The sequence below is a fragment of the Rhizobium sp. K102 genome, assembly GCF_022385315.1.
Classification (GTDB): domain Bacteria; phylum Pseudomonadota; class Alphaproteobacteria; order Rhizobiales; family Rhizobiaceae; genus Rhizobium; species Rhizobium croatiense.
The window spans coordinates 235354-255172 of the sequence record NZ_CP092432.1 but is presented as its reverse complement, the minus strand read 5'-3'; the positions used below and the strand labels follow the sequence as shown (position 1 = coordinate 255172).

Below are 19819 nucleotides of genomic sequence, written 5' to 3'. Positions count from 1 at the left end.
CGATGGTTCAAGTCTTTCCCCAGACCAAATCAGCTGCGGTCAATCCGCTGAAATCGTCGCAGCCGCTCGGCGCCGCGCTCGCCTTTCTTGGCGTCGAGCGTGCCGTGCCGCTGTTCCACGGCAGCCAGGGCTGCACCAGCTTGGCGCTGGTACTTTTAGTCCGGCACTTTAAGGAAGCCATTCCCTTGCAGACAACGGCATTGGACGCAGTGGCGACCATTCTTGGCGGCGCAGGCAATCTGGAAGAGGCGATCCTAAATCTCAAGAGGCGCGCAAAACCCAAGCTGATCGGAATTTGCACGACAGCCCTGGTGGAAACCCGCGGCGAAGATTTCGCAGGCGATCTCGCCAACATCAAGCGGGATCGTGCCGATGAGCTCGCGGGTACGGAGGTTGTGCTGGCGAATACCCCGGATTTCGAGGGAGCGATCGAAGAGGGATGGGCGAAGGCCGTCATCTCTATGGTCGAGCGCATCACCACTCCAGGCGAGCAGAGCCGCCACCAAAAGAAGATTGCGATCCTACCAGGATGGCATCTGACAGTCGCTGACATCGAGCTTCTGCGCGAAACGGTCGAAAGCTTCGGTCTGAAGCCGGTGATCCTGCCGGACATTTCCGGCTCTCTCGACGGCACGGTGCCCGGCGATCGTTGGGTTCCGACCACCTATGGCGGTACTCCCGTCGACGAGATACAAGAGCTTGGCACGGCGGCGCAATGTATCGCGATCGGCGAGCATATGCGCCGCCCCGCAGAGCTACTGCGGACCCGGACGGGAGTCCCTTACGCATTGTTCCAGTCGCTGACAGGATTGAAACGAGCCGACCGGTTCGTCTCGTTTCTTTCTGAGATTTCTGGTGCGCCGGTGCCAGCAAACATCCGCCGTCGCCGAGCACAGCTGCAGGACGCCCTGCTCGACGGACATTTCCATTTCGGAGGCAAGAAGATCGCAATTGCTGTGGAGCCGGACCAGCTCTACCAATTCGCTACCTTCTTCACCGGCATGGGCGCCGAAATCGCGGCAGCGGTCACCACGACCGGCACCTCAAAAATACTCGCGGAAATGCCGGCCGAATCGCTCCAGGTCGGTGATCTTGGCGATCTCGAAGAACTTGCCGTCGGCGCTGATCTTCTCGTCACGCATTCGCATGGACGACAAGCGGCGGAGCGCCTTGGGATTCCGCTCATGCGGGTGGGCTTCCCGATATTCGACCGACTCGGCAGCCAGCATAAGCTCACAAGTCTCTATCAGGGAACGCGCGACCTGATCTTCGATGTTTCCAACATCTTCCAGGCCAATCAGCGCGCGCCGTGTCCTGGATCGCTTGATCCCTCCCGCAAAGGAGAACTGCCTAGATGATCGCCGCTCGTCGCCTTTCCCTCGTCCCTGACGGGGTTCACTCGTCAGCTCCAAAACGGAAGGCTGGCGCGTTGCGCGTCGCAATCGCCACTCAAGATATGAAATCTCTCGACGCCCATTTCGGATCGGCAAAACGTTTCGTCGTCTATGATGTGAGTCCCGACGACTGGAAACTGGTGGAAGTCCTGGACTTCGAAGACGTTTCCGACCAGAGCGGAAAGCATCGGAACGAGGACGTCGATCGTATTAACCCGAAGGTGAAGGCGTTGGAAGGTTGTCACTTATTGTTCTGTCTGGCGATCGGTGGGCCATCGGCAGCCCGAGTTGTTTCGGCCAAAATCCACCCAATTAAAGTATCCGATCCTCAACTGATCGAAGATGTTTTGTCGCGAACTCGGGCGATGCTCAGGACTACTCCGCCACCCTGGTTACGCAAGGTGCTAACCGAAGCAGGCGCCATTGAAAAGAAGCCTTTCGATGAGGAGGACTAAGAAATGGGTACATTGACAGGAAGTACGGATGGCCCTGCTGTCAACGAGGATGGGGATCTCGCCACCCCTTTTCTCAGATGCCTGATAAGGCTCATTCGCGCTCAGGATGCCCATGGGGCGTGGGAAGGCAAATCGGACACTGACCTGCTGGCCGACTTCATCCTCACCAAGGAGCAGCGCCGTAAGATCCCGATCATAGGCGATCCGGATCCGTATGTGCTGTGGAGGCTACAGAACTTTTACAGTTGCGTGGGGCTTGTGATCGAAGAGTGCACAGGCCTGTTGGCATCGCCGATCATGACGATCGGCCATGAGGGCTTCGGCCGCTTGCTTTTCACGACTGGACGGTTGGTCGTTCTGTCGAAGACCCTGCGCGATGTCCACCGGTTCGGCTTTGAGACGCTAGGCAAGCTCGCCGAGACCGGCACGAAAATGGTCGATGACGCTATTGAAGTTATCGAAACCTATCCCGACGTGGCGCGGGCATCATGAAATCAATTTTCGAGGAAAGAGATCATGTCAGACATTGTGGAGCAGCTGAAGAAGGTCCGCAAGCTGCAGTCCCGCGCCGCCGCTGCCAAAATCTCAGCATTTGCAATGGCCAGAACGAGAGTTCGATGGTGAGCTCACTGGCATGATCATGGCTCTCAACCACGCGGCGGTTGCCGCCTGAAGAACTGCCAGACTCTCGTTGCCGCAGACGACATTGCTGCGCAATCTCGCGAACAAATTAGGAGAACGGTGTTGCGTTTCACAATCTTTTGCGGCCTCCTGCTGCTCGTCGTCTGGGCGAAGGCACTAACGAGTTACTTCGTCTGGCATTCCATCCACGAAGTCATCGTTGCAATGGTGGCTAGTTTGTTGCTTCTTCAGTGGGCGTATATCGCAAGCCTGCTCTTTTCCATCTGGCAATCCAGCCGTAATTGCAGGAGTCGCCAAAGGGCTAGACGATCCGATCATCGCTAGACTAGAACGTGGTGTCAGCCACAGCCTATCATGAGGGCGAAAACCTCGGCGTTCTTTGGAACGCCTCTCATCAAATCAGATCCAACCATGAGTCAACGGAATTCGAACCTGCCGGATTACGTGGATGCGTCGAGAGCCCTATCGCCGCGCAAGCTCTGCAACCTCGGCCGTGCCATGATGACGTGTAACAGGTGGCCTGCTCATGCCCTATCTGTGGTGGCTCCGACTTCATTCGCGGCGGCGAGACCGTCAGCGAAGTGCTGGACTATGTTCATGCGTCCTTCCGTGTCGTGCATCATGTCCAGCCCCGCTTTACCTGCAAAGCAAAATTGGCCCTTGTTTAGATAGTCGAGGCCGCACTGCCAGAACACAGCGAGGCGATTTTGTCTTGTGGCCAGGTATGTGAAAGACGCTCATGCGAGCCCACTGGACAGGAGAGGTCAGCATTTGAATTTAAAAAGGTACCTTGATCCAAAAGTGGATGTGCTCGCTTCAGTAGCTGAATTGGATGGTCTGTACCGCGTCCAGAGGACCATAAAGAAACGTAAGTTATAAGGCTGAGCCTATGAATTTCATGAGAACGGAGCAGGGGCTTCTCTGCGTTTCAATTGCCGTTACCATCCTCCTTGCCTGCATCGGCATTTTGTTCGGGATCATTTCAGGTTCGTTCGCAATCATATTCGATGGTGTCTACGCATTGACGGACGCTGCTATGACTGTCGTAGCTCTGCTTGTTACAAAGCTCATCGCGTCATCCGAAGCGCCCTCCAGCAAAGGAAAACTTATCGAGCATTTCACGATGGGGTTCTGGCATCTTGAGCCCATAGTCTTGGCTCTCAACGGCATTCTCATAACCGGGTCGGCTGTTTACGCACTTGTCAACGCAATCGGCAGCATTTTGCATGGGGGACGTCCGCTCAACTTTAGTCAAGCGATCGTCTACGCCGTCGTAACACTCGGTGTGACAGCCACCATGGGGGTTATTGGTGATCGAGCTAATCGTAAGATCAAATCTGATTTCGTTGCCCTGGATACGAAAGCTTGGCTGATGTCCGCCGGGCTAACGATCGGGTTACTCGTCGCGTTTGCCATCGGATATTTAATTCAGGGGTCTTCTTACGAATGGATCTCGCCGTTTATTGACCCGGTCGCGCTGGCATTAATCTGCATTGTGATCATTCCCATTCCGGCGGGCACGGTTCGGCGAGCGCTCGCCGACATACTGCTTGTTACGCCATTAGATCTCAAACAACAAGTTGACGCGGTCGCCAAAACAATCATCGAACGACATGGATTCATATCCCACCGGGCTTATGTGGCCCGGGTCGGCCGAGGCCGGCAAATCGAGCTACATTTCGTTGTCTCAGAGGACCTCCCGGCGAGGAAATTGCAGGAATGGGATAAGATCCGTGACGAAATCGGGCTCGCGATTGGTAACGAGGGTCCGAGTCGTCGGCTCACCATCGCCTTTACAACCGATCCTGAGTGGGCGGATTAGGATTTTGAACCGAATTTGGAGCCCTGTATCGCAGGCATTCCATAACGGGCGTGATCCTCGAACCGGATGCATAGCTCGGCGTTTTTTCCAGCCACCATGCGTCAATTTCACGGTTCGTACCAATCTTCGATCAATGCGGCCAGTTTCGATGCCGTAGTTTTCCGTTATGCCTCCAGGCGCGATACTCGATTCAGCGAATAGGGTTGGCTGAACCCAGATCGCGCCTTTGCGTTCAAGCTCCACAGGCGGTTTCGCCGTCTTGATCTTGTTGAGATCCTGCCGGAGGCCGATTGTCTCGCGTTCTTTGAAACGAGCGACGCCTATGTCCTTGTACTGGCTCAGGAGGGCGCGGCCCAGCTGCCCAGGTTCCGATAGATGTCATCGCGCAGCTGTCGGACCTGTCGATTGAGCTCACCAAGTTGCGCAGGCGTATGGTCGGAAATTTCCAGAAGAGCATCGCCCAGGCAGCCAGCTCGCGACCTCAGCTCCGGCCCGCGTAACCCGCCGGGTGATGCTGCGGGCTGCAAGGGTCATCAGCGACTATGGTTCCGCGAACGCGACGAGGCGCCCGCGGATAGCCGTCGGCAACATGAAGTCGCCTCGTAGGTCAGACCTTGTGCAGAAAATCGACCACGCCGGTATCGAGATCATAATAGGCGGGCACGATCTTCACCTTGCCTTCCTCGACCAGGCGAGAAACAATCGCACTTTCGGTGAGGATGCGCTCGGCGCCGTTGAAGGCATTGGCATGGACGGTCTTGTCGACAAAATTGTCGCCGCGATCGGTCTCCGCCAAAGCCACGGGCAGGATCGGCTGGGTCATCTTGCCGATTGAGCCATCGAGCTTGGTGCCCTTGGACACGACCTCGCAGGCGGCGGAGACCGCCCCGCAACGCTTGTGGCCCATGACGACGATCAGCGGCGCATGCAGATGTTCGGTGCCATATTCGATCGTGCCGAGCACATCGGTGTCGACCACGTTTCCGGCATTGCGGGCGACGAAGAGTTCGCCGAGCGTCACGCCGCCGAATACAAGTTCCGGCACGACACGGCTGTCGGAACAGGTCAGCACGATCGCCCAAGGTGCCTGGCTCTTGGCGACGCCCTGCCGGCGCTTGGAAATATTGGCGGCGCAGGCTTCCGTGTCGGCGACGAATTTCTTGTTGCCTTCCTGGAGTTTTGCCAGTGCTTCATCCGGCAGGAGGGCGGGAGCGTTCGAGGCGAATGCCGGCATGGTCATGTCAAAGCCTGCAGTCATGACGGCCACGCCTCCGATGCCGGCAAATTTCAGCAGGGAGCGACGGCTGAGTGGGGAGGAATTGCATTCAAAGCACATGGTATCGGTCCTTTTGCAATATCCGGGATGGCTGCGGAGAAATGGCACCTGCTCCAAGTCATGTCCGGCAATTCTCCGGGAATCGGAGAATGGCCGATTGGTTATGCCTTGATATGGCACTCATCAAGCGGAATTTTGACGCATCGGAGGAGCTAAGCCAATCCTGGAGTATTGCCCCGGCCGGACGGTAGATCAACCCGGCCCTGACGGGTTCTGGCGAGGGATGCTCATGCGCGGCATATTGGGTTGCAAGGGACCCTTTGGGCGCTGCCTTCTGCTTCTTTAGTGGCTCCGCTGCCGCCGGCGGGATCGCATTCATTAACTCACTCGGGAACCTAGGAGCATTTGTGGGGCCGTTCGTTATAGGGTATCTCCGTAGTCAGCCCGGAGGTTTTTCCACAGGCCTATACGCTTTGGCAATCATGGGCCTAGCCGCGACAGTCATGTTGATTTTCCTCCTGCGCCTCCTGCGCCAAACTCGATAGAAACAACCAGATGTTCTTGTGTTTGTTGTCACGTGAGCCGAGCTGGTTAGGTGCACAACGAGATGCGGCTCGGGTCCGCGAGGAACCAACAGCAAGAGCTCGCAAAATTCCTCAGCGTCACCGGCCGCCGTCTTCGCACCCAAGGCCGAACCCGGCAATGCCGCTCATGTCGGCGCACCGATGCCGGGCGCCATCTCGCGCGTCTTTGTGTCGCCCGGACAGGCGATCAATGCCGACGATGTGCTGGTGTCGACCGAAGCGATGAAGGTGGAAACGGCAATTCACGCCGAGGAGAACGGCACGATCGCCGAAGTTCTCGTCAAAGCCGGCGACCAGATCGATGCCAAGGACCTGCTTGTAACTATCGCGGCCGGTTCAGCGTAAAGTTCCATAACCTGCATTATGCCAGATTCGCCTGTAGCCGCAAAGTTAGAATGTCCTGATTCTGCAAAGTAAGAATGTCACTCTCTCCCCGTTTTCGATGACGGCGGAGATTTGCGGATGGGATTGATAGCGATGAGCGAGCGCGACCTGCAGCGGATCGAGGTTCTGTCGAAGGTGATCGCCGGCCGGATGACGCTGGTGTCTGCGGCGCATGTGCTTGATTTGAGCGAGCGCCAGGTGCGGCGGCTGTTGGATCGCATCAGCACCGACGGCGCGGCCTCGATCCGCCATAAGGCGATTGGCCGGCCCTCGAACAACCGGATCAGCGACGGTGTTCGGGATTACGCGGTGACGCTGGTTCGTGAACGATATGCGGATTTCGGTCCGACGTTGGCCGCCGAGAAGCTTGCCGAGCGCGATGGATTGCGTGTGTCGCGCGAGACGTTGCGCAGTTGGATGTCGGAGGCCGGCCTGTGGCTGTCACGCAAGCAGCGGCGGACGTTTCATCAGCCGCGGTTGCGGCGAGAAGCCTATGGCGAGCTGGTACAGATCGACGGGTCCGAGCATCGCTGGTTTGAAGATCGTGGAGATCCGTGCTCGCTCTTGGTGTTCGTCGACGATGCGACGGGCCGGTTGATGCAGTTGCGGTTCGTGCGCTCGGAAAGCGCCTTCAGCTATTTCGACGCACTTGAGCTTTATCTGAAGCAGCACGGGGCGCCGATCGCCTTTTATTCCGACAAGCACTTGGTCTTCCGGGTGACGAAGAAGGAGGCCAAGGGTGGTCAGGGCATGACCCAATTCGGACGGGCACTCTCGGAGCTAAATATCGAGATTCTCTGTGCAAACTCCAGCCAGGCCAAAGGCCGTGTCGAGCGGATGAACCGGACGCTGCAGGATCGTCTGGTCAAGGAATTGAGGTTGGCGGGAATCTGCGACATGGAGGCAGGCAATGCGTTTCTGCCGGGCTTCATGGTGGACTACAATGGGCGGTTTGCGATTGTCCCTGCCCGATCCGATGACCTGCACCGGCCGGTAAATCTTGCACCGGATCGATTGAAAGAGATCCTGTGCAAACGCGAGCAGCGCTATGTCGGATCGCAGCTGACGTTTTCGTTCGAGCGTAAGCGGATCATGCTGGAGGAGAGCGACGTGACGCGCGGATTGGCCGGCCGCTATGTCGAGACCTATGCCTATGCCGACGGCCGCCTCGATGTACGATGGAAGGGACATTCCCTGCCCTACAAAACCTTCGACAAGGACCAGCGGGTGACGCATGCGGCGATCACCGAGAACAAACGGCTCGGCGACGTTCTGACTTAAATCAAGGAGCGTCAGGAGCAGCCGTCGAAGCCGGTGGTGATGACCAACAGCGACAAGAACGGCTATGTGCGACGTGCTCACGGTCCGGGACGGCGGAAGGATTTTACGAACGATCCGGCCGTCATCGAACGCCATAAAGCTGCGCTGGCAAAGCGCGATGCTGCCGAGTGAGGCGTCGATCGCATCGTCTTAAAGCTAAAGCCGATGGGTGCCCCTCACCCGCCCCCGCTCCGCCCTTTCAACCCGGCCCAGCCGGTCGGATCGGGGCTGATCATCAGAGCCAGCGTCGCGTTTCTAACTGGCTGACAATGTCGCCCCTCTAATCAGCTTTGACAGCAATTGTAACCGCAAAGTTAGAATGTAAGAACGACTGGCATCTATTGCTCGATCCATCTCCACCCTATTGCAGGAAAAGGTAAATGTCGCTCTGCATGCCTGATGGCCCCAGAGTGGCCGTGTAGGGCACACCATGGATACTGAAGTTGGTGGGTTTGTCCGCGCTCGGCAGCAAGTCAAACAAGTACATTGCAGGCAGAAGGTCATCTGGTACCGGTTGATTGCCGTGTTGCCAGCTCGGAGGGACAAATCCTCCCAAGTCGTCCACAGGCAGCGTGTACTGTGGGGTGCCGAAGATCGATGCCCCCAAGCTTTGCTCCCATGGTGCGTCTGGCGGATTGACGCTTTGCACCGGTGAATAGGCAGCTGACGGCAAATCCTGCCGGAAGGTCGCTGTATTCCAGCTATCGGGAAGCTGGCCGGGTTGAGCCACTCCATGCCAAAACTCTGCGGGATCGGCGATCTGTGTGGAGGACTCCGGTCCAGCCGCCGCAGCCCCCGCTCGAGCACTGTTGGGCGCGGGGCTCAGACGTCGTTGGAGTTGCTCCCGATCGGCGACGAGGTTGTCGAGGTGCAGCACGGCTGGCCGGCCTCTTCGTGCCAGTCGTCTAACGAGCGCCCGCGTGCCGTCAACCACGAAGACTCCGCAATCATAGTCGTTGCGCTGTTGGGTCATGCGGACGGGCTCCAGACGGGTACCCAACCTTTGTGCGAGCATTGCTGCAAACTCGTTGTTCTGGCCCCGGAAGGAGTCATAGTGATAGGCAGCCGGCCCCTCGCGGTTGCGACGGTCAACGAGTAGCAGCGACCAATGGGTGCCGCGGTGATCAGGATCCGAAGCACTGGCATCGCTCACTGGAAGGAACAGGAAGTCGGCTGTATCTCTTCCATTCTGATCATTAACGATGCGCTGGAAAGCGCTCAGCGCGGTGCTCTCATCGCCCAGGCGCAGATGATAATGGGCTATCAGGGGATCGATAAGCCGCGTCCTGGCGGCGAGATCCGGATCGTTTCGCTGCAAGTCCTGCATTAGCAGCTCATAATCCGTCTGGATATGCTGGTCGCCCAGCCATTCGGTATGGTCGAGCGACAATCCGCTGCGGCCTTCGATCGATGGATCAACCTGCTGCAGCGGCGAAATTGATCTGAACTCGGCACGTGGATCCGAACGGCCGTCCAGACCGGCCGGTTCCCGGCCACTTGCCTGCTCAGGGGACAACCCCGACGCTGCGTTCGCCTCAACGACTTGCTGGTACTGCCGAAGCCGCTTGAAAGAGATAGTGTGTTTTCCCATGTCTTCGGTGAAGTCTTGGTAATCTTTTTTCAACGACCATTGCTGCTGATCACTGCCGTTGAGCCGGCTCGCTATGCTCTCCCTACCCCTGGTTTGCAGCCAATCACTAAACTTTCGTTGATTGCTGGCCAGTCTCCAGACAACTCTCCTCTTGGAAGTCGAGGCCGATCCGAGCTTGCTCAGCTCTTCGTTGGCCAAGGCATCAATCATGAGGGCGTCGTCGGGATAAGGATGATGCTGTTTCAACTGCGAACTCAGCGCCTAGATACTGCCGCAGCCGATCGAGACTCACGTTTATTTTTACTTCAACGTTAGTAGTAAATTCCCTAAAATCGTCCTTCAACGACCGTTGCTGCTCATCACTGCCAGTCAGGCGACTGCTTATGCTCCCCCGACCATTCTTTCGGAGCCAATTACTAAACCTCCGTTGATTGCTGGCCAGATTCAAGACGCCTTTCCTCTTGGAAGTCGAGTCCGGTCCGAGCTTGCTCAGCTCTTCATTGGCGAAGCCATCAATCATGCGGGTGTCGTCGGGATAAGGATCATGCTGTTTCAACTGCGAACTCGGCGCCTAGATACTGTCGCAGCCGATCGAAACCCACGCTTATTTTTACTTCAACGTTAGTAGTAAATTCCCTAAAATCGTCCTTCAACGACCGTTGCTGCTCATCACTGCCAGTCAGGCGACTGCTTATGCTCCCCCGACCATTCTTTTGGAGCCAATCACTAAACCTCCGTTGATTTATCGCCATATTCTGGACAACTTTCCTCTTGGAAGTCGAGTCCGGTCCGAGCTTGCTCAGCTCTTCGTTGGCCAAGCCATCAATCATGAGGGCGTCGTCGGGATAAGGATTATGCTGTTTCAACTGGGACTCGGCGCCTAGATACTGCCGCAGCCGATCTAAACTCACGACCACTTTTCCCTCGGCCTCGGTAAATTTCCTAAAATCCTCCTGCAACGACCGTTGCTGCTGATCAGTACCCGTGAGTCGGCTGACTATGCTCCCCCTACCCTCCCTTTTGAGCCAATCGCTAAACTTTCGTTGGTTACTGGCATTTTTCTGAGAAATCGAGACCGGTCCGAACTTACTCAGCTCTTCCTTGGCCAAGCTATCAATGACGCGGGCGTCATCGGGATAGGGATCATGAATTCGGCGGCCCATCAGGCGCGGCCCAGCTCCAACGGCTTGGAGTTCTTGCCCCTCAGGTCCGAGCCTCCTGAAATGAGACAGCGCTGAGTTAAGACGGTTCTGATCGTCCTCACCGCTTGCCCAATAATCCGCGATATCAACGGCTAGTGAATCTGGATCGTTTAAAAACCGAGAAGCCATCGAATCTCTGTTTGCTGCTCGGAGCCAACGAGCGAACCTCCTAAGAAATCCCTAAATTGTTCTCGACGGTAGCCTCGGGAACCCTTCCGTCCCCTCGGCCGACGCTACCGTCGGGTAGAATTTCGTAGTTTCGGACTGCTTCCGCGAACTGGTTGATGCGGGTCTCGTCATCGGGATGCATGTCCCGGTCGGCGGGGCGACCACGCTTGGCGCCGACGCGAACCTTGGTTGAGGCCACGTGAGTCTCCGTTGCGGCATCGACGTCTTGCTGCCCCGAACCCCTCTCCGGCGCCAGCGACTGCGGCGTCACTCGCATCGAACCGCCCACGGATCTGCGACGCGGCACACGGTCGCCGGCGTCACTATCGTGCGAACCGAGGCGTAAGTCGCTCGGATCCTGTTCCATGTCTCGGCTCTCTGAATAGTAGTCCTCGATCCAGGCGTCCGTATCGAAAGCTCCGGTCACGCCTTCGATCCACCCACTTACTTCGCGAGAATCGTCATCGCGCGGCTGGTTCCGTCTTGGGTACATCGATGCCGGTCCTCCGGAAATTCAAATTTGGAACCTCGATCCTAATGCCCGCCGACCGCCGCCCAGCATGCTAAAGCCAGATCCAATCATGCCCTCAAGGCATGGCCGAACACCATATGGCGACGGCTTGCCGACAATCGTCTGCACTCGACCATCAAGCCGACACAGAGGCTCGCCAGCTTGCCGCTTGCCATGCGGAGCCCGCCATTCGATGTTGCCCCGGCACTGGGGATCGTCTCATCTGGGTTGGCGCGCTGCACGTGGCCGCGTAAAAACGGATTCTCTCTCAACGGTTTGGTGCTTTTTCAAGAACCACTGGCATCTATTGCTCGATCCATCTCCACCCTATTGCAGGAAAAGGTAAATGTCGTTCTCCATGCCTGATGGCCCCAGAGTGGCCGTGTAGGGCACACCATGGATAGTGATGCTGGTCTGGGGGTTGTCCGCGCTCGGCAGCAACTCAAGCCAGGACATCGCAAGCCGAAGGCCAGCCGGTGCCGGTTGATTGCGGTGTTGCCAGCTCGGAGGGACAGCTCCTCCCAAGTCGTCCACAGGCAGCGTGTACTGTGGGGTGCCGAAGATCGATGCCCCCAAGCTTTGCTCCCATGGTGCGTCTGGCGGATTGACGCTTTGCACCGGTGAATAGGCAGCTGACGGCAAATCCTGCCGGAAGGTCGCTGTATTCCAGCTATCGGGAAGCTGGCCGGGTTGAGCCACTCCATGCCAAAACTCTGCGGGATCGGCGATCTGTGTGGAGGACTCCGGTCCAGCCGCCGCAGCCCCCGCTCGAGCACTGTTGGGCGCGGGGCTCAGACGTCGTTGGAGTTGCTCCCGATCGGCGACGAGGTTGTCGAGGTGCAGCACGGCTGGCCGGCCTCTTCGTGCCAGTCGTCTAACGAGCGCCCGCGTGCCGTCAACCACGAAGACTCCGCAATCATAGTCGTTGCGCTGTTGGGTCATGCGGACGGGCTCCAGACGGGTACCCAACCTTTGTGCGAGCATTGCTGCAAACTCGTTGTTCTGGCCCCGGAAGGAGTCATAGTGATAGGCAGCCGGCCCCTCGCGGTTGCGACGGTCAACGAGTAGCAGCGACCAATGGGTGCCGCGGTGATCAGGATCCGAAGCACTGGCATCGCTCACTGGAAGGAACAGGAAGTCGGCTGTATCTCTTCCATTCTGATCATTAACGATGCGCTGGAAAGCGCTCAGCGCGGTGCTCTCATCGCCCAGGCGCAGATGATAATGGGCTATCAGGGGATCGATAAGCCGCGTCCTGGCGGCGAGATCCGGATCGTTTCGCTGCAAGTCCTGCATTAGCAGCTCATAATCCGTCTGGATATGCTGGTCGCCCAGCCATTCGATATGGTCGAGCGACAATCCGCTGCGGCCTTCGATCGATGGATCAACCTGCTGCAGCGGCGAAGTTGATCTGAACTCGGCACGTGGATCCGAACGGCCGTCCAGACCGGCCGGTTCCCGGCCACTTGCCTGCTCAGGGGACAACCCCGACGCTGCGTTCGCCTCAACGACTTGCTGGTACTGCCGAAGCCGCTTGAAAGAGATAGTGTGTTTTCCCATGTCTTCGGTGAAGTCTTGGTAATCTTTTTTCAACGACCATTGCTGCTGATCACTGCCGTTGAGCCGGCTCGCTATGCTCTCCCTACCCCTGGTTTGCAGCCAATCACTAAACTTTCGTTGATTGCTGGCCAGTCTCCAGACGACTCTCCTCTGCGAAGTCGAGTCCGGTCCGAGCTTACTCAGCTCTTCGTTGGCGAAGCTATCAATCATGAGGGCGTCGTCGGGATAAGGATCATGCTGTTTCAACTGCGAACTCAGCGCCTAGATACTGCCGCAGCCGATCGAAACTCACGCTTATTCTTTTTCCTTCAGCGTTGGTAAAGTTACTGTAATCGTCCTTTAACGACTGTTGCTGCTGATCACTGCCAGTCAAGCGACTGCCTATGCTCCCCCGACCCTTCTTTCGGAGCCAATCACTAAACCTCCGTTGATTGCTGGCCAGATTCAAGACTACTTTCCTCTGCGAAGTCGAGTTCGATCCGAGCTTGCTCAGCGCTTCCTTGGCTAGGTCATCAATGATGCGGGCGTCATCGGGATAAGGATCATGCTGTTTCAACTGCGAACTCGGCGCCTAGATACTGCCGCAGCCGATTGAAACTCACGACCACTTTTTTTCCTTCCTCCTTGGTAAAGGCCCTAAAATCCTCCTGCAACGACCGTTGCTGCTCATCAGTACCGGTGAGTCGGCTGACCATGCTCTCCCTGCCCTCCCTTTTGAGCCAATCGCTAAATTTTCGTTGGTTACTGGCATTTTTCCGGGAAGTCGAGACCGGTCCGAGCTTACTCTGCTCTTCGTTGGCCAAGGCCTCAATAATGAGGGCGTCGTCGGGATAAGGATCATGCTGCTTCAACTGGGACTCGGCGCCTAGATACTGCCGCAGCCGATCAAAACCCACGTTTATTCTTCCTTCAGCCTTGGTAAAGCCCCTAAAATCGTCCTTCAACGACCCTTGCTGCTGATCACTGCCAGTCAGGCGACTGGCTATGCTCCCCCTACCATTCTTTTGGAGCCAATTACTAAACCTCCGTTGATTTATGGCCGTAATCCGGACAACATTCCTCTTGGAAGTCGAGTCCGATCCGAGCTTGCTCAGCTCTTCGTTGGCGCAGCCATCAATCATGAGGGCGTCGTCGGGATAAGGATTATGCTGTTTCAACTGGGACTCGGCGCCTAGATACTGCCGCAGCCGATCTAAACTCACGACCACTTTTCCCTCGGCCTCGGTAAATTTCCTAAAATCCTCCTGCAACGACCGTTGCTGCTCATCAGTACCCGTGAGTCGGCTGACTATGCTCTCCCTGCCCTCCCTTTTGAGCCAAGCGCTAAATTTTCGTTGGTTACTGGCATTTTTCCGGGAAGTCGAGACCGGTCGGAGCTTACTCCGCTCTTCGTTGGCCAAGGCATCAATAATGAGGGCGTCGTCGGGATAGGGAACATGAATTCGGCGCCCCATCAGGCGCGGCCCAGGTCCAACGGCTTGGAGTTCTTGCCCCTCAGGCGAGAGCCTCCTGAAATGAGACAGTGCTGAGTTAAGACGCTTACGATCGTCCCCACCGTTTGCCCAGTAATCCGCGATATCACCGGCTAGCGAATCTGGATCGTTTAAAAACCGAGAAGCCATCGAATCTCTGTTTTCTGCTCGGAGCCAACGAGCGAACCTCCTAAGAATCCCTAAATTGTTCTCGACGGTAGCCTCGGGAACCCTTCCGTCCCCTCGGCCGACGCTACCGTCGGGTAGAATTTCGTAGTTTCGGACTGCTTCCGCGAACTGGTTGATGCGGGTCTCGTCATCAGGATGCATGTCTCGGTCGGCGGGGCGACCACGCTTGCGAACCTTGGTTGAGACCACGTGAGTCTCCGTTGCGGCATCGACGTCTTGCTGCCCGCGCAAGTCGCTCGGATCCTGTTCCAGGTCTCGGCTCTCTGAATAGTAGTCCTCGATCCAGGCGTCCGTATCGAAAGCTCCGGTCACGCCTTCGATCCACCCACTTACTTCGCGAGAATCGTCATCGCGCGGCTGGTTCCGTCTTGGGTACATCGATGCCGGTCCTCCGGAAATCAAATTTGGAACCTCGATCCTAATGCCTGCCGACCGCCGCCCAGCATGCTAAAGCCAGATCCAATCATGCCCTCAAGGCATGGCCGAACACCATATGGCGACGGCTTGCCGACAATCGTCTGCACTCGACCATCAGGCCGGCACATGGCTTGAGAGGCTCGCCAGCTTGCCGCTTGCCATGCGGAGCCCGCTAAAATTGGCCTTCATTTAAGCAGTTCGAGTGATGTGTTGGACATGCAGCGTGAAGGGTGCCGTCAGAATTTCCGATTCCAACCAATCTTTCCGCCGGCCTTTCTGATTTCGCCGCCTCAGGCAACGGAACCATTGCGGCGTAGCTGCTTGCAGAACCCGTTGCACGCCTGATAGTTATGCGACCTATGGGGCGGCGATCAGGATGAGACGCCGTATTGCCTCACCCAAGAGTGTTCCCGGAGAATAATGTCGTTGCCTCACTCGATGTTTTCGAATGCCTCACGGGTTGTTCCGATCGTATCCCCGCACCTGGTGCAGGTGACGGAGGTAGCGAAGCCGCTCGCGAGCGCGCCTCTCAATAGCGCTGTAGCGAGCGGGCGGCTTCGCGGGCGGTCATCATGTTTTCCGGTGGGGTCGGTTGTCGAAGGCCAACCTGGCGGTAAGAGCGCGGATGACGATCCTGTATTGTTCGGTAATGATCTCACTGCCCGACCTCTATACTTTCCGTCTGCCGCGCGGCATCGGCGAATGGCCCGAACACCAGCGCATTGGCCTGTGTACTGCGCCAGATTTTCATTCGGCGCTGCACGGTCCGAATGAGGCCGTCGGGATACACGCCGGGGCATTTGACCTGCAAGCGTTCAAGCAACTCTCGCGAAGTTCGCCAAGGCTCCGCCTCGAACCATTCCTCGAGTTCGGCAGTGACGGCGAGTAGAGGATCGGGCCTCCGCCGCTCTCGCTTGGCCGCTGGCTTGGAGCGGGCAGTCGGTTTCACTTCACCACCACGCCAAGCAATCCGTAAGCCAGAAAGAAAGTCTTCGAGCGTCAGGTACATCGCCTTGAGCCAAAGGCATGTATCCTCCGGCGTGCGTGGGTCGTCAAGCAGCCGCTGGAAGAGTGTGGCAGGACGATGATAGCGCTTGATCACCTTGGCTCCGTCACGGTGCTTTTCTTTCAGCTTGAATGATGGCTGAAAGAAATTCACGAACAACCGCATTGACGAATAAAGCTTGGCCAGCTCCCGAGTGGCTCGCAGCCCCTCGAAGCGTCGGTATCCAACGATCTTGCGCACGATTGCGCCATTCTTCTGCTCGACAAATGCCTGATCATTCTTTCGGTAAGGGCGGCAACGGGTAAGTTCGATATTATCGCGCAAGCAATACTCATGAACACTCTCGTTCATGAACACACTGTCGTTATCGGTGTCGAAGCCCAGCAGCGGGAACGGCAGCAACTTGCGCAGTTCGGCCAACGCAGTGATCAGTACCGTTTGCTCGCGAACCATCCTTGAGGACCCGATCAATCGTCGCTGGGCTCATCGTCAAGAGTCGCCGGCGCGTCTCGCTATTCATATCGCCGTGTCCATGACGTTCCATCGCTTCGATTAGTGTTGGCAACAGGGGGTGTAGTCGCTTGCCGCAAATTCGATCCGACGCCTCCCAAACAACGACGAGCGCTGCCCGCACGTCGTCGCCGTAAACCCGGCGCCCTGGCCGAGGACCACCCTTCGCCGGTTTGCGTTCTCCTCGCAGCAGTCGCATCGCATGCTTGCGATGAAAGCCCGTGAGCGCCACGAACTCGTCTAACATCCTCGCCTTCTCGGCCCGCCCGCCTAACACATAGCGACAACTGATCGCTGCCACCAATTCCGCACGTGTCGCCATGCTGACCTTCCTCATCACAGCTCCCGAGGTTGATTCGGCGGGAGCAATTTAGATGAGGCAATAACCCATTCTCAGGGAGCAGTTCAGGCGAGGCAATGCGCGCGACAAACTGGCGGTGCCTTTGATTGTCGCGAATGAGGCTGGCCTGCCGCGCCGGCGTTTGACCCCCATGGGTGGAACGTCGTCGATAGCTTTCAACGTTCATTTCGAATGATCGTTGCGTGATGAACAAGTCGGTCCACCGCGGCACCCGCCCGCAGGCATTAGTTGCAGGATACGGGTCGGCATCGAGCACCCAACTCACACGTTGGCTCATGATCGCTGTATGAAATGCATCCGGCGCCATGGGCGGGTTTCGTCCTGGCCTGAAGCCATAGTAGAACCCGCAAAGGGTAGGCCGTCATAGACGGCACTAAGCACTTCAGCGACCGCGCCAGCATCCTTCGCACCCGAGGCTCTTCCCGCATCCGTATCTGTCTACACCTCAGATGCGACAGCCGTCGCCTCTTGGGATGCTGGCCAAACGTCACGTTTTGAAGGAAGACTGGCGACGTGCACATTCGATGTCGCCCCCGGCACTGGGGATCGTCTCATCTGGGTTGGCGCGCTGCACGTGGCCGCGTAAAAACGGATTCTCTCTCAACGGTTTGGTGCTTTTTCAAGAACCACTGGCATCTATTGCTCGATCCATCTCCACCCTATTGCAGGAAAAGGTAAATGTCGCTCTGCATGCCTGATGGCCCCAGAGTGGCCGTGTAGGGCACACCATGGATACTGAAGTTGGTGGGTTTGTCCGCGCTCGGCAGCAAGTCAAATAAGTACATTGCAGGCAGAAGGTCATCTGGTACCGGTTGATTGCCGTGTTGCCAGCTCGGAGGGACAAATCCTCCCAAGTCGTCCACAGGCAGCGTGTACTGTGGGGTGCCGAAGATCGATGCCCCCAAGCTTTGCTCCCATGGTGCGTCTGGCGGATTGACGCTTTGCACCGGTGAATAGGCAGCTGACGGCAAATCCTGCCGGAAGGTCGCTGTATTCCAGCTATCGGGAAGCTGGCCGGGTTGAGCCACTCCATGCCAAAACTCTGCGGGATCGGCGATCTGTGTGGAGGAACTCCGGTCCAGCCGCCGCAGCCCCCGCTCGAGCACTGTTGGGCGCGGTGCTCAGACGTCGTTGGAGTTGCTCCCGATCGGCGACGAGGTTGTCGAGGTGCAGCACGGCTGGCCGGCCTCTTCGTGCCAGTCGTCTAACGAGCGCCCGCGTGCCGTCAACCACGAAGACTCCGCAATCATAGTCGTTGCGCTGTTGGGTCATGCGGACGGGCTCCAGACGGGTACCCAACCTTTGTGCGAGCATTGCTGCAAACTCGTTGTTCTGGCCCCGGAAGGAGTCATAGTGATAGGCAGCCGGCCCCTCGCGGTTGCGACGGTCAACGAGTAGCAGCGACCAATGGGTGCCGCGGTGATCAGGATCCGAAGCACTGGCATCGCTCACTGGAAGGAACAGGAAGTCGGCTGTATCTCTTCCATTCTGATCATTAACGATGCGCTGGAAAGCGCTCAGCGCGGTGCTCTCATCGCCCAGGCGCAGATGATAATGGGCTATCAGGGGATCGATAAGCCGCGTCCTGGCGGCGAGATCCGGATCGTTTCGCTGCAAGTCCTGCATTAGCAGCTCATAATCCGTCTGGATATGCTGGTCGCCCAGCCATTCGATATGGTCGAGCGACAATCCGCTGCGGCCTTCGATCGATGGATCAACCTGCTGCAGCGGCGAAATTGATCTGAACTCGGCACGTGGATCCGAACGGCCGTCCAGACCGGCCGGTTCCCGGCCACTTGCCTGCTCAGGGGACAACCCCGACGCTGCGTTCGCCTCAACGACTTGCTGGTACTGCCGAAGCCGCTTGAAAGAGATAGTGTGTTTTCCCATGTCTTCGGTGAAGTCTTGGTAATCTTTTTGCAACGACTGTTGCTGCTGATCAGTACCGGTGAGTCGGCTGACTATGCTCTCCCTGCCCTCCCTTTGGAGCCAAGCGCTAAACTTTCGTTGATTGCTGGCCATATTCCAGACAACATTCCTCTTGGAAGTCGAGTTCGATCCGAGCTTGCTCAGCGCTTCCTTGGCTAGGTCATCAATGATGCGGGCGTCGTCGGGATAAGGATTATGCTGTTTCAACTGGAACTCGGCGCCTAGATACTGCCGCAGCCGATCGAAACTCACGACCACTTTTTTTCCTTCCTCCTTGGTAAAGGCCCTAAAATCCTCCTTCAACGACTGTTGCTGCTCATCACTGCCGGTGAGCCGGCTGACTATGCTCTCCCTGCCCTCCCTTTTGAGCCAAGCGCTAAACTTTCGTTGGTGACTGGTATTATTCCGGGAAGTCGAGACCGGTCCGAACTTACTCAGCTCTTCCTTGGCCAAGCTATCAATGACGCGGGCGTCGTCGGGATAAGGATCATGTATCTGGCGCCCCATCAGGCGCGGCCCAGGTCCAACGGCTTGGAGTTCTTGCCCCTCAGGCGCGAGCCTCCTGAAATGAGACAGTGCTGACTTAAGACGGTTCCGACCATCCCCACCGCTTGCAAAATAATAATCCGCGATATCAACGGCTAGTGAATCTGGATCGTTTAAAAGCCGAGAAGCCATCGAATCTCTGTTCTCTGCTCGGAGCCAACGAGCGAACCCCCTAAGAACCCATAAATTGTTCTCGACGGTAGCCTCGGGAACCCTTCCGTCCCCTCGGCCGACGCTACCGTCGGGTAGAATTTCGTAGTTTCGGACTGCTTCCGCGAACTGGTTGATGCGGGAACTCGTCATCGGGATGCATGTCCCAGTCGGCGGCGCGACCACGCTTGGCGCCGACGCGAACCTTGGTTGAGACCACGTGAGTCTCCGTTGCGGCATCGACGTCTTGCTGCCCCGAACCCCTCTCCGGCGCCAGCGACTGCGGCGTCACTCGCATCGAACCGCCCACGGATCTGCGACGCGGCACAC

Annotated in this window: 7 protein-coding genes and 6 pseudogenes; 7 read left to right on the top strand and 6 right to left on the bottom strand. The window is 57.3% G+C overall.

Features of this window, described 5'->3' with window-relative positions:
* Positions 1-2: 2 nt before the first annotated feature.
* The 5 genes from nifN (at position 3) to MHI61_RS01175 (ending at position 4313) form a co-directional block, all read left to right on the top strand.
* Complete coding sequence (gene nifN, locus MHI61_RS01195; RefSeq protein WP_004672660.1) at positions 3-1358, top strand: nitrogenase iron-molybdenum cofactor biosynthesis protein NifN; 1356 nt, start codon at positions 3-5, stop codon at positions 1356-1358.
* On the top strand, positions 1355-1849 hold the full coding sequence (gene nifX / locus MHI61_RS01190) for a nitrogen fixation protein NifX (protein ID WP_008536565.1): 495 nt from the start codon (positions 1355-1357) through the stop codon (positions 1847-1849). The genes nifN and nifX overlap by 4 nt, the downstream gene beginning before the upstream one ends.
* A gap of 3 nt (positions 1850-1852) precedes the next feature.
* Positions 1853-2341 carry a NifX-associated nitrogen fixation protein gene (locus tag MHI61_RS01185; protein WP_012489542.1) on the top strand — a complete coding sequence of 163 codons (489 nt, stop codon included), beginning with the start codon at positions 1853-1855 and terminating at the stop codon, positions 2339-2341.
* 665 nt (positions 2342-3006) lie between these two features.
* Positions 3007-3159, top strand: a complete 153-nt coding sequence (locus MHI61_RS32725; RefSeq protein ID WP_196411598.1) for an IS66 family transposase zinc-finger binding domain-containing protein — start codon at positions 3007-3009, stop codon at positions 3157-3159.
* A gap of 221 nt (positions 3160-3380) precedes the next feature.
* Positions 3381-4313, top strand: a complete 933-nt coding sequence (locus tag MHI61_RS01175) for a cation transporter (protein ID WP_008536567.1) — start codon at positions 3381-3383, stop codon at positions 4311-4313.
* A 607-nt stretch (positions 4314-4920) separates the two neighbouring features.
* Here MHI61_RS01175 and MHI61_RS01170 read toward each other — a convergent pair.
* On the bottom strand, positions 4921-5649 hold the full coding sequence (locus MHI61_RS01170; protein ID WP_029875819.1) for a carbonic anhydrase: 729 nt from the start codon (positions 5647-5649) through the stop codon (positions 4921-4923).
* Between the two features lie 626 nt (positions 5650-6275).
* On the opposite strand from MHI61_RS01170, the pseudogene MHI61_RS01165 reads away from it, so the two are divergent.
* Positions 6276-6518 (top strand): annotated as a pseudogene (locus MHI61_RS01165) (biotin/lipoyl-containing protein); the annotation flags it as partial.
* A 117-nt stretch (positions 6519-6635) separates the two neighbouring features.
* Positions 6636-8009: pseudogene (locus tag MHI61_RS01160) on the top strand (ISNCY family transposase).
* A 229-nt stretch (positions 8010-8238) separates the two neighbouring features.
* Here MHI61_RS01160 and MHI61_RS01155 read toward each other — a convergent pair.
* The 5 genes and pseudogenes from MHI61_RS01155 to MHI61_RS01140 form a co-directional block, all read right to left on the bottom strand.
* Positions 8239-11331, bottom strand: a pseudogene (locus MHI61_RS01155) (Ulp1 family isopeptidase).
* Positions 11332-11676: 345 nt separating this feature from the next.
* A pseudogene (locus MHI61_RS01150) lies at positions 11677-14948 on the bottom strand (Ulp1 family isopeptidase).
* A gap of 694 nt (positions 14949-15642) precedes the next feature.
* A pseudogene (locus MHI61_RS01145) lies at positions 15643-16840 on the bottom strand (transposase).
* A gap of 265 nt (positions 16841-17105) precedes the next feature.
* Positions 17106-17260, bottom strand: a pseudogene (locus MHI61_RS32720) (group II intron reverse transcriptase/maturase); the annotation flags it as partial.
* A 603-nt stretch (positions 17261-17863) separates the two neighbouring features.
* Positions 17864-19471: a Ulp1 family isopeptidase gene (locus MHI61_RS01140; protein ID WP_239789224.1), complete on the bottom strand. Its 1608-nt coding sequence runs from the start codon at positions 19469-19471 to the stop codon at positions 17864-17866.
* Between the last annotated feature and the right edge of the window lie 348 nt (positions 19472-19819).

Coding starts and splice junctions, on each gene's coding strand:
- MHI61_RS01170 (WP_029875819.1), bottom strand. CDS start 5,649: ATGTGCTTTGAATGCAATTCCTCCCCACTCAGCCGTCGCTCCCTGCTG.
- MHI61_RS01185 (WP_012489542.1), top strand. CDS start 1,853: ATGGGTACATTGACAGGAAGTACGGATGGCCCTGCTGTCAACGAGGAT.
- nifN (WP_004672660.1), top strand. CDS start 3: ATGGTTCAAGTCTTTCCCCAGACCAAATCAGCTGCGGTCAATCCGCTG.
- MHI61_RS01175 (WP_008536567.1), top strand. CDS start 3,381: ATGAATTTCATGAGAACGGAGCAGGGGCTTCTCTGCGTTTCAATTGCC.
- nifX (WP_008536565.1), top strand. CDS start 1,355: ATGATCGCCGCTCGTCGCCTTTCCCTCGTCCCTGACGGGGTTCACTCG.
- MHI61_RS01140 (WP_239789224.1), bottom strand. CDS start 19,471: ATGGCTTCTCGGCTTTTAAACGATCCAGATTCACTAGCCGTTGATATC.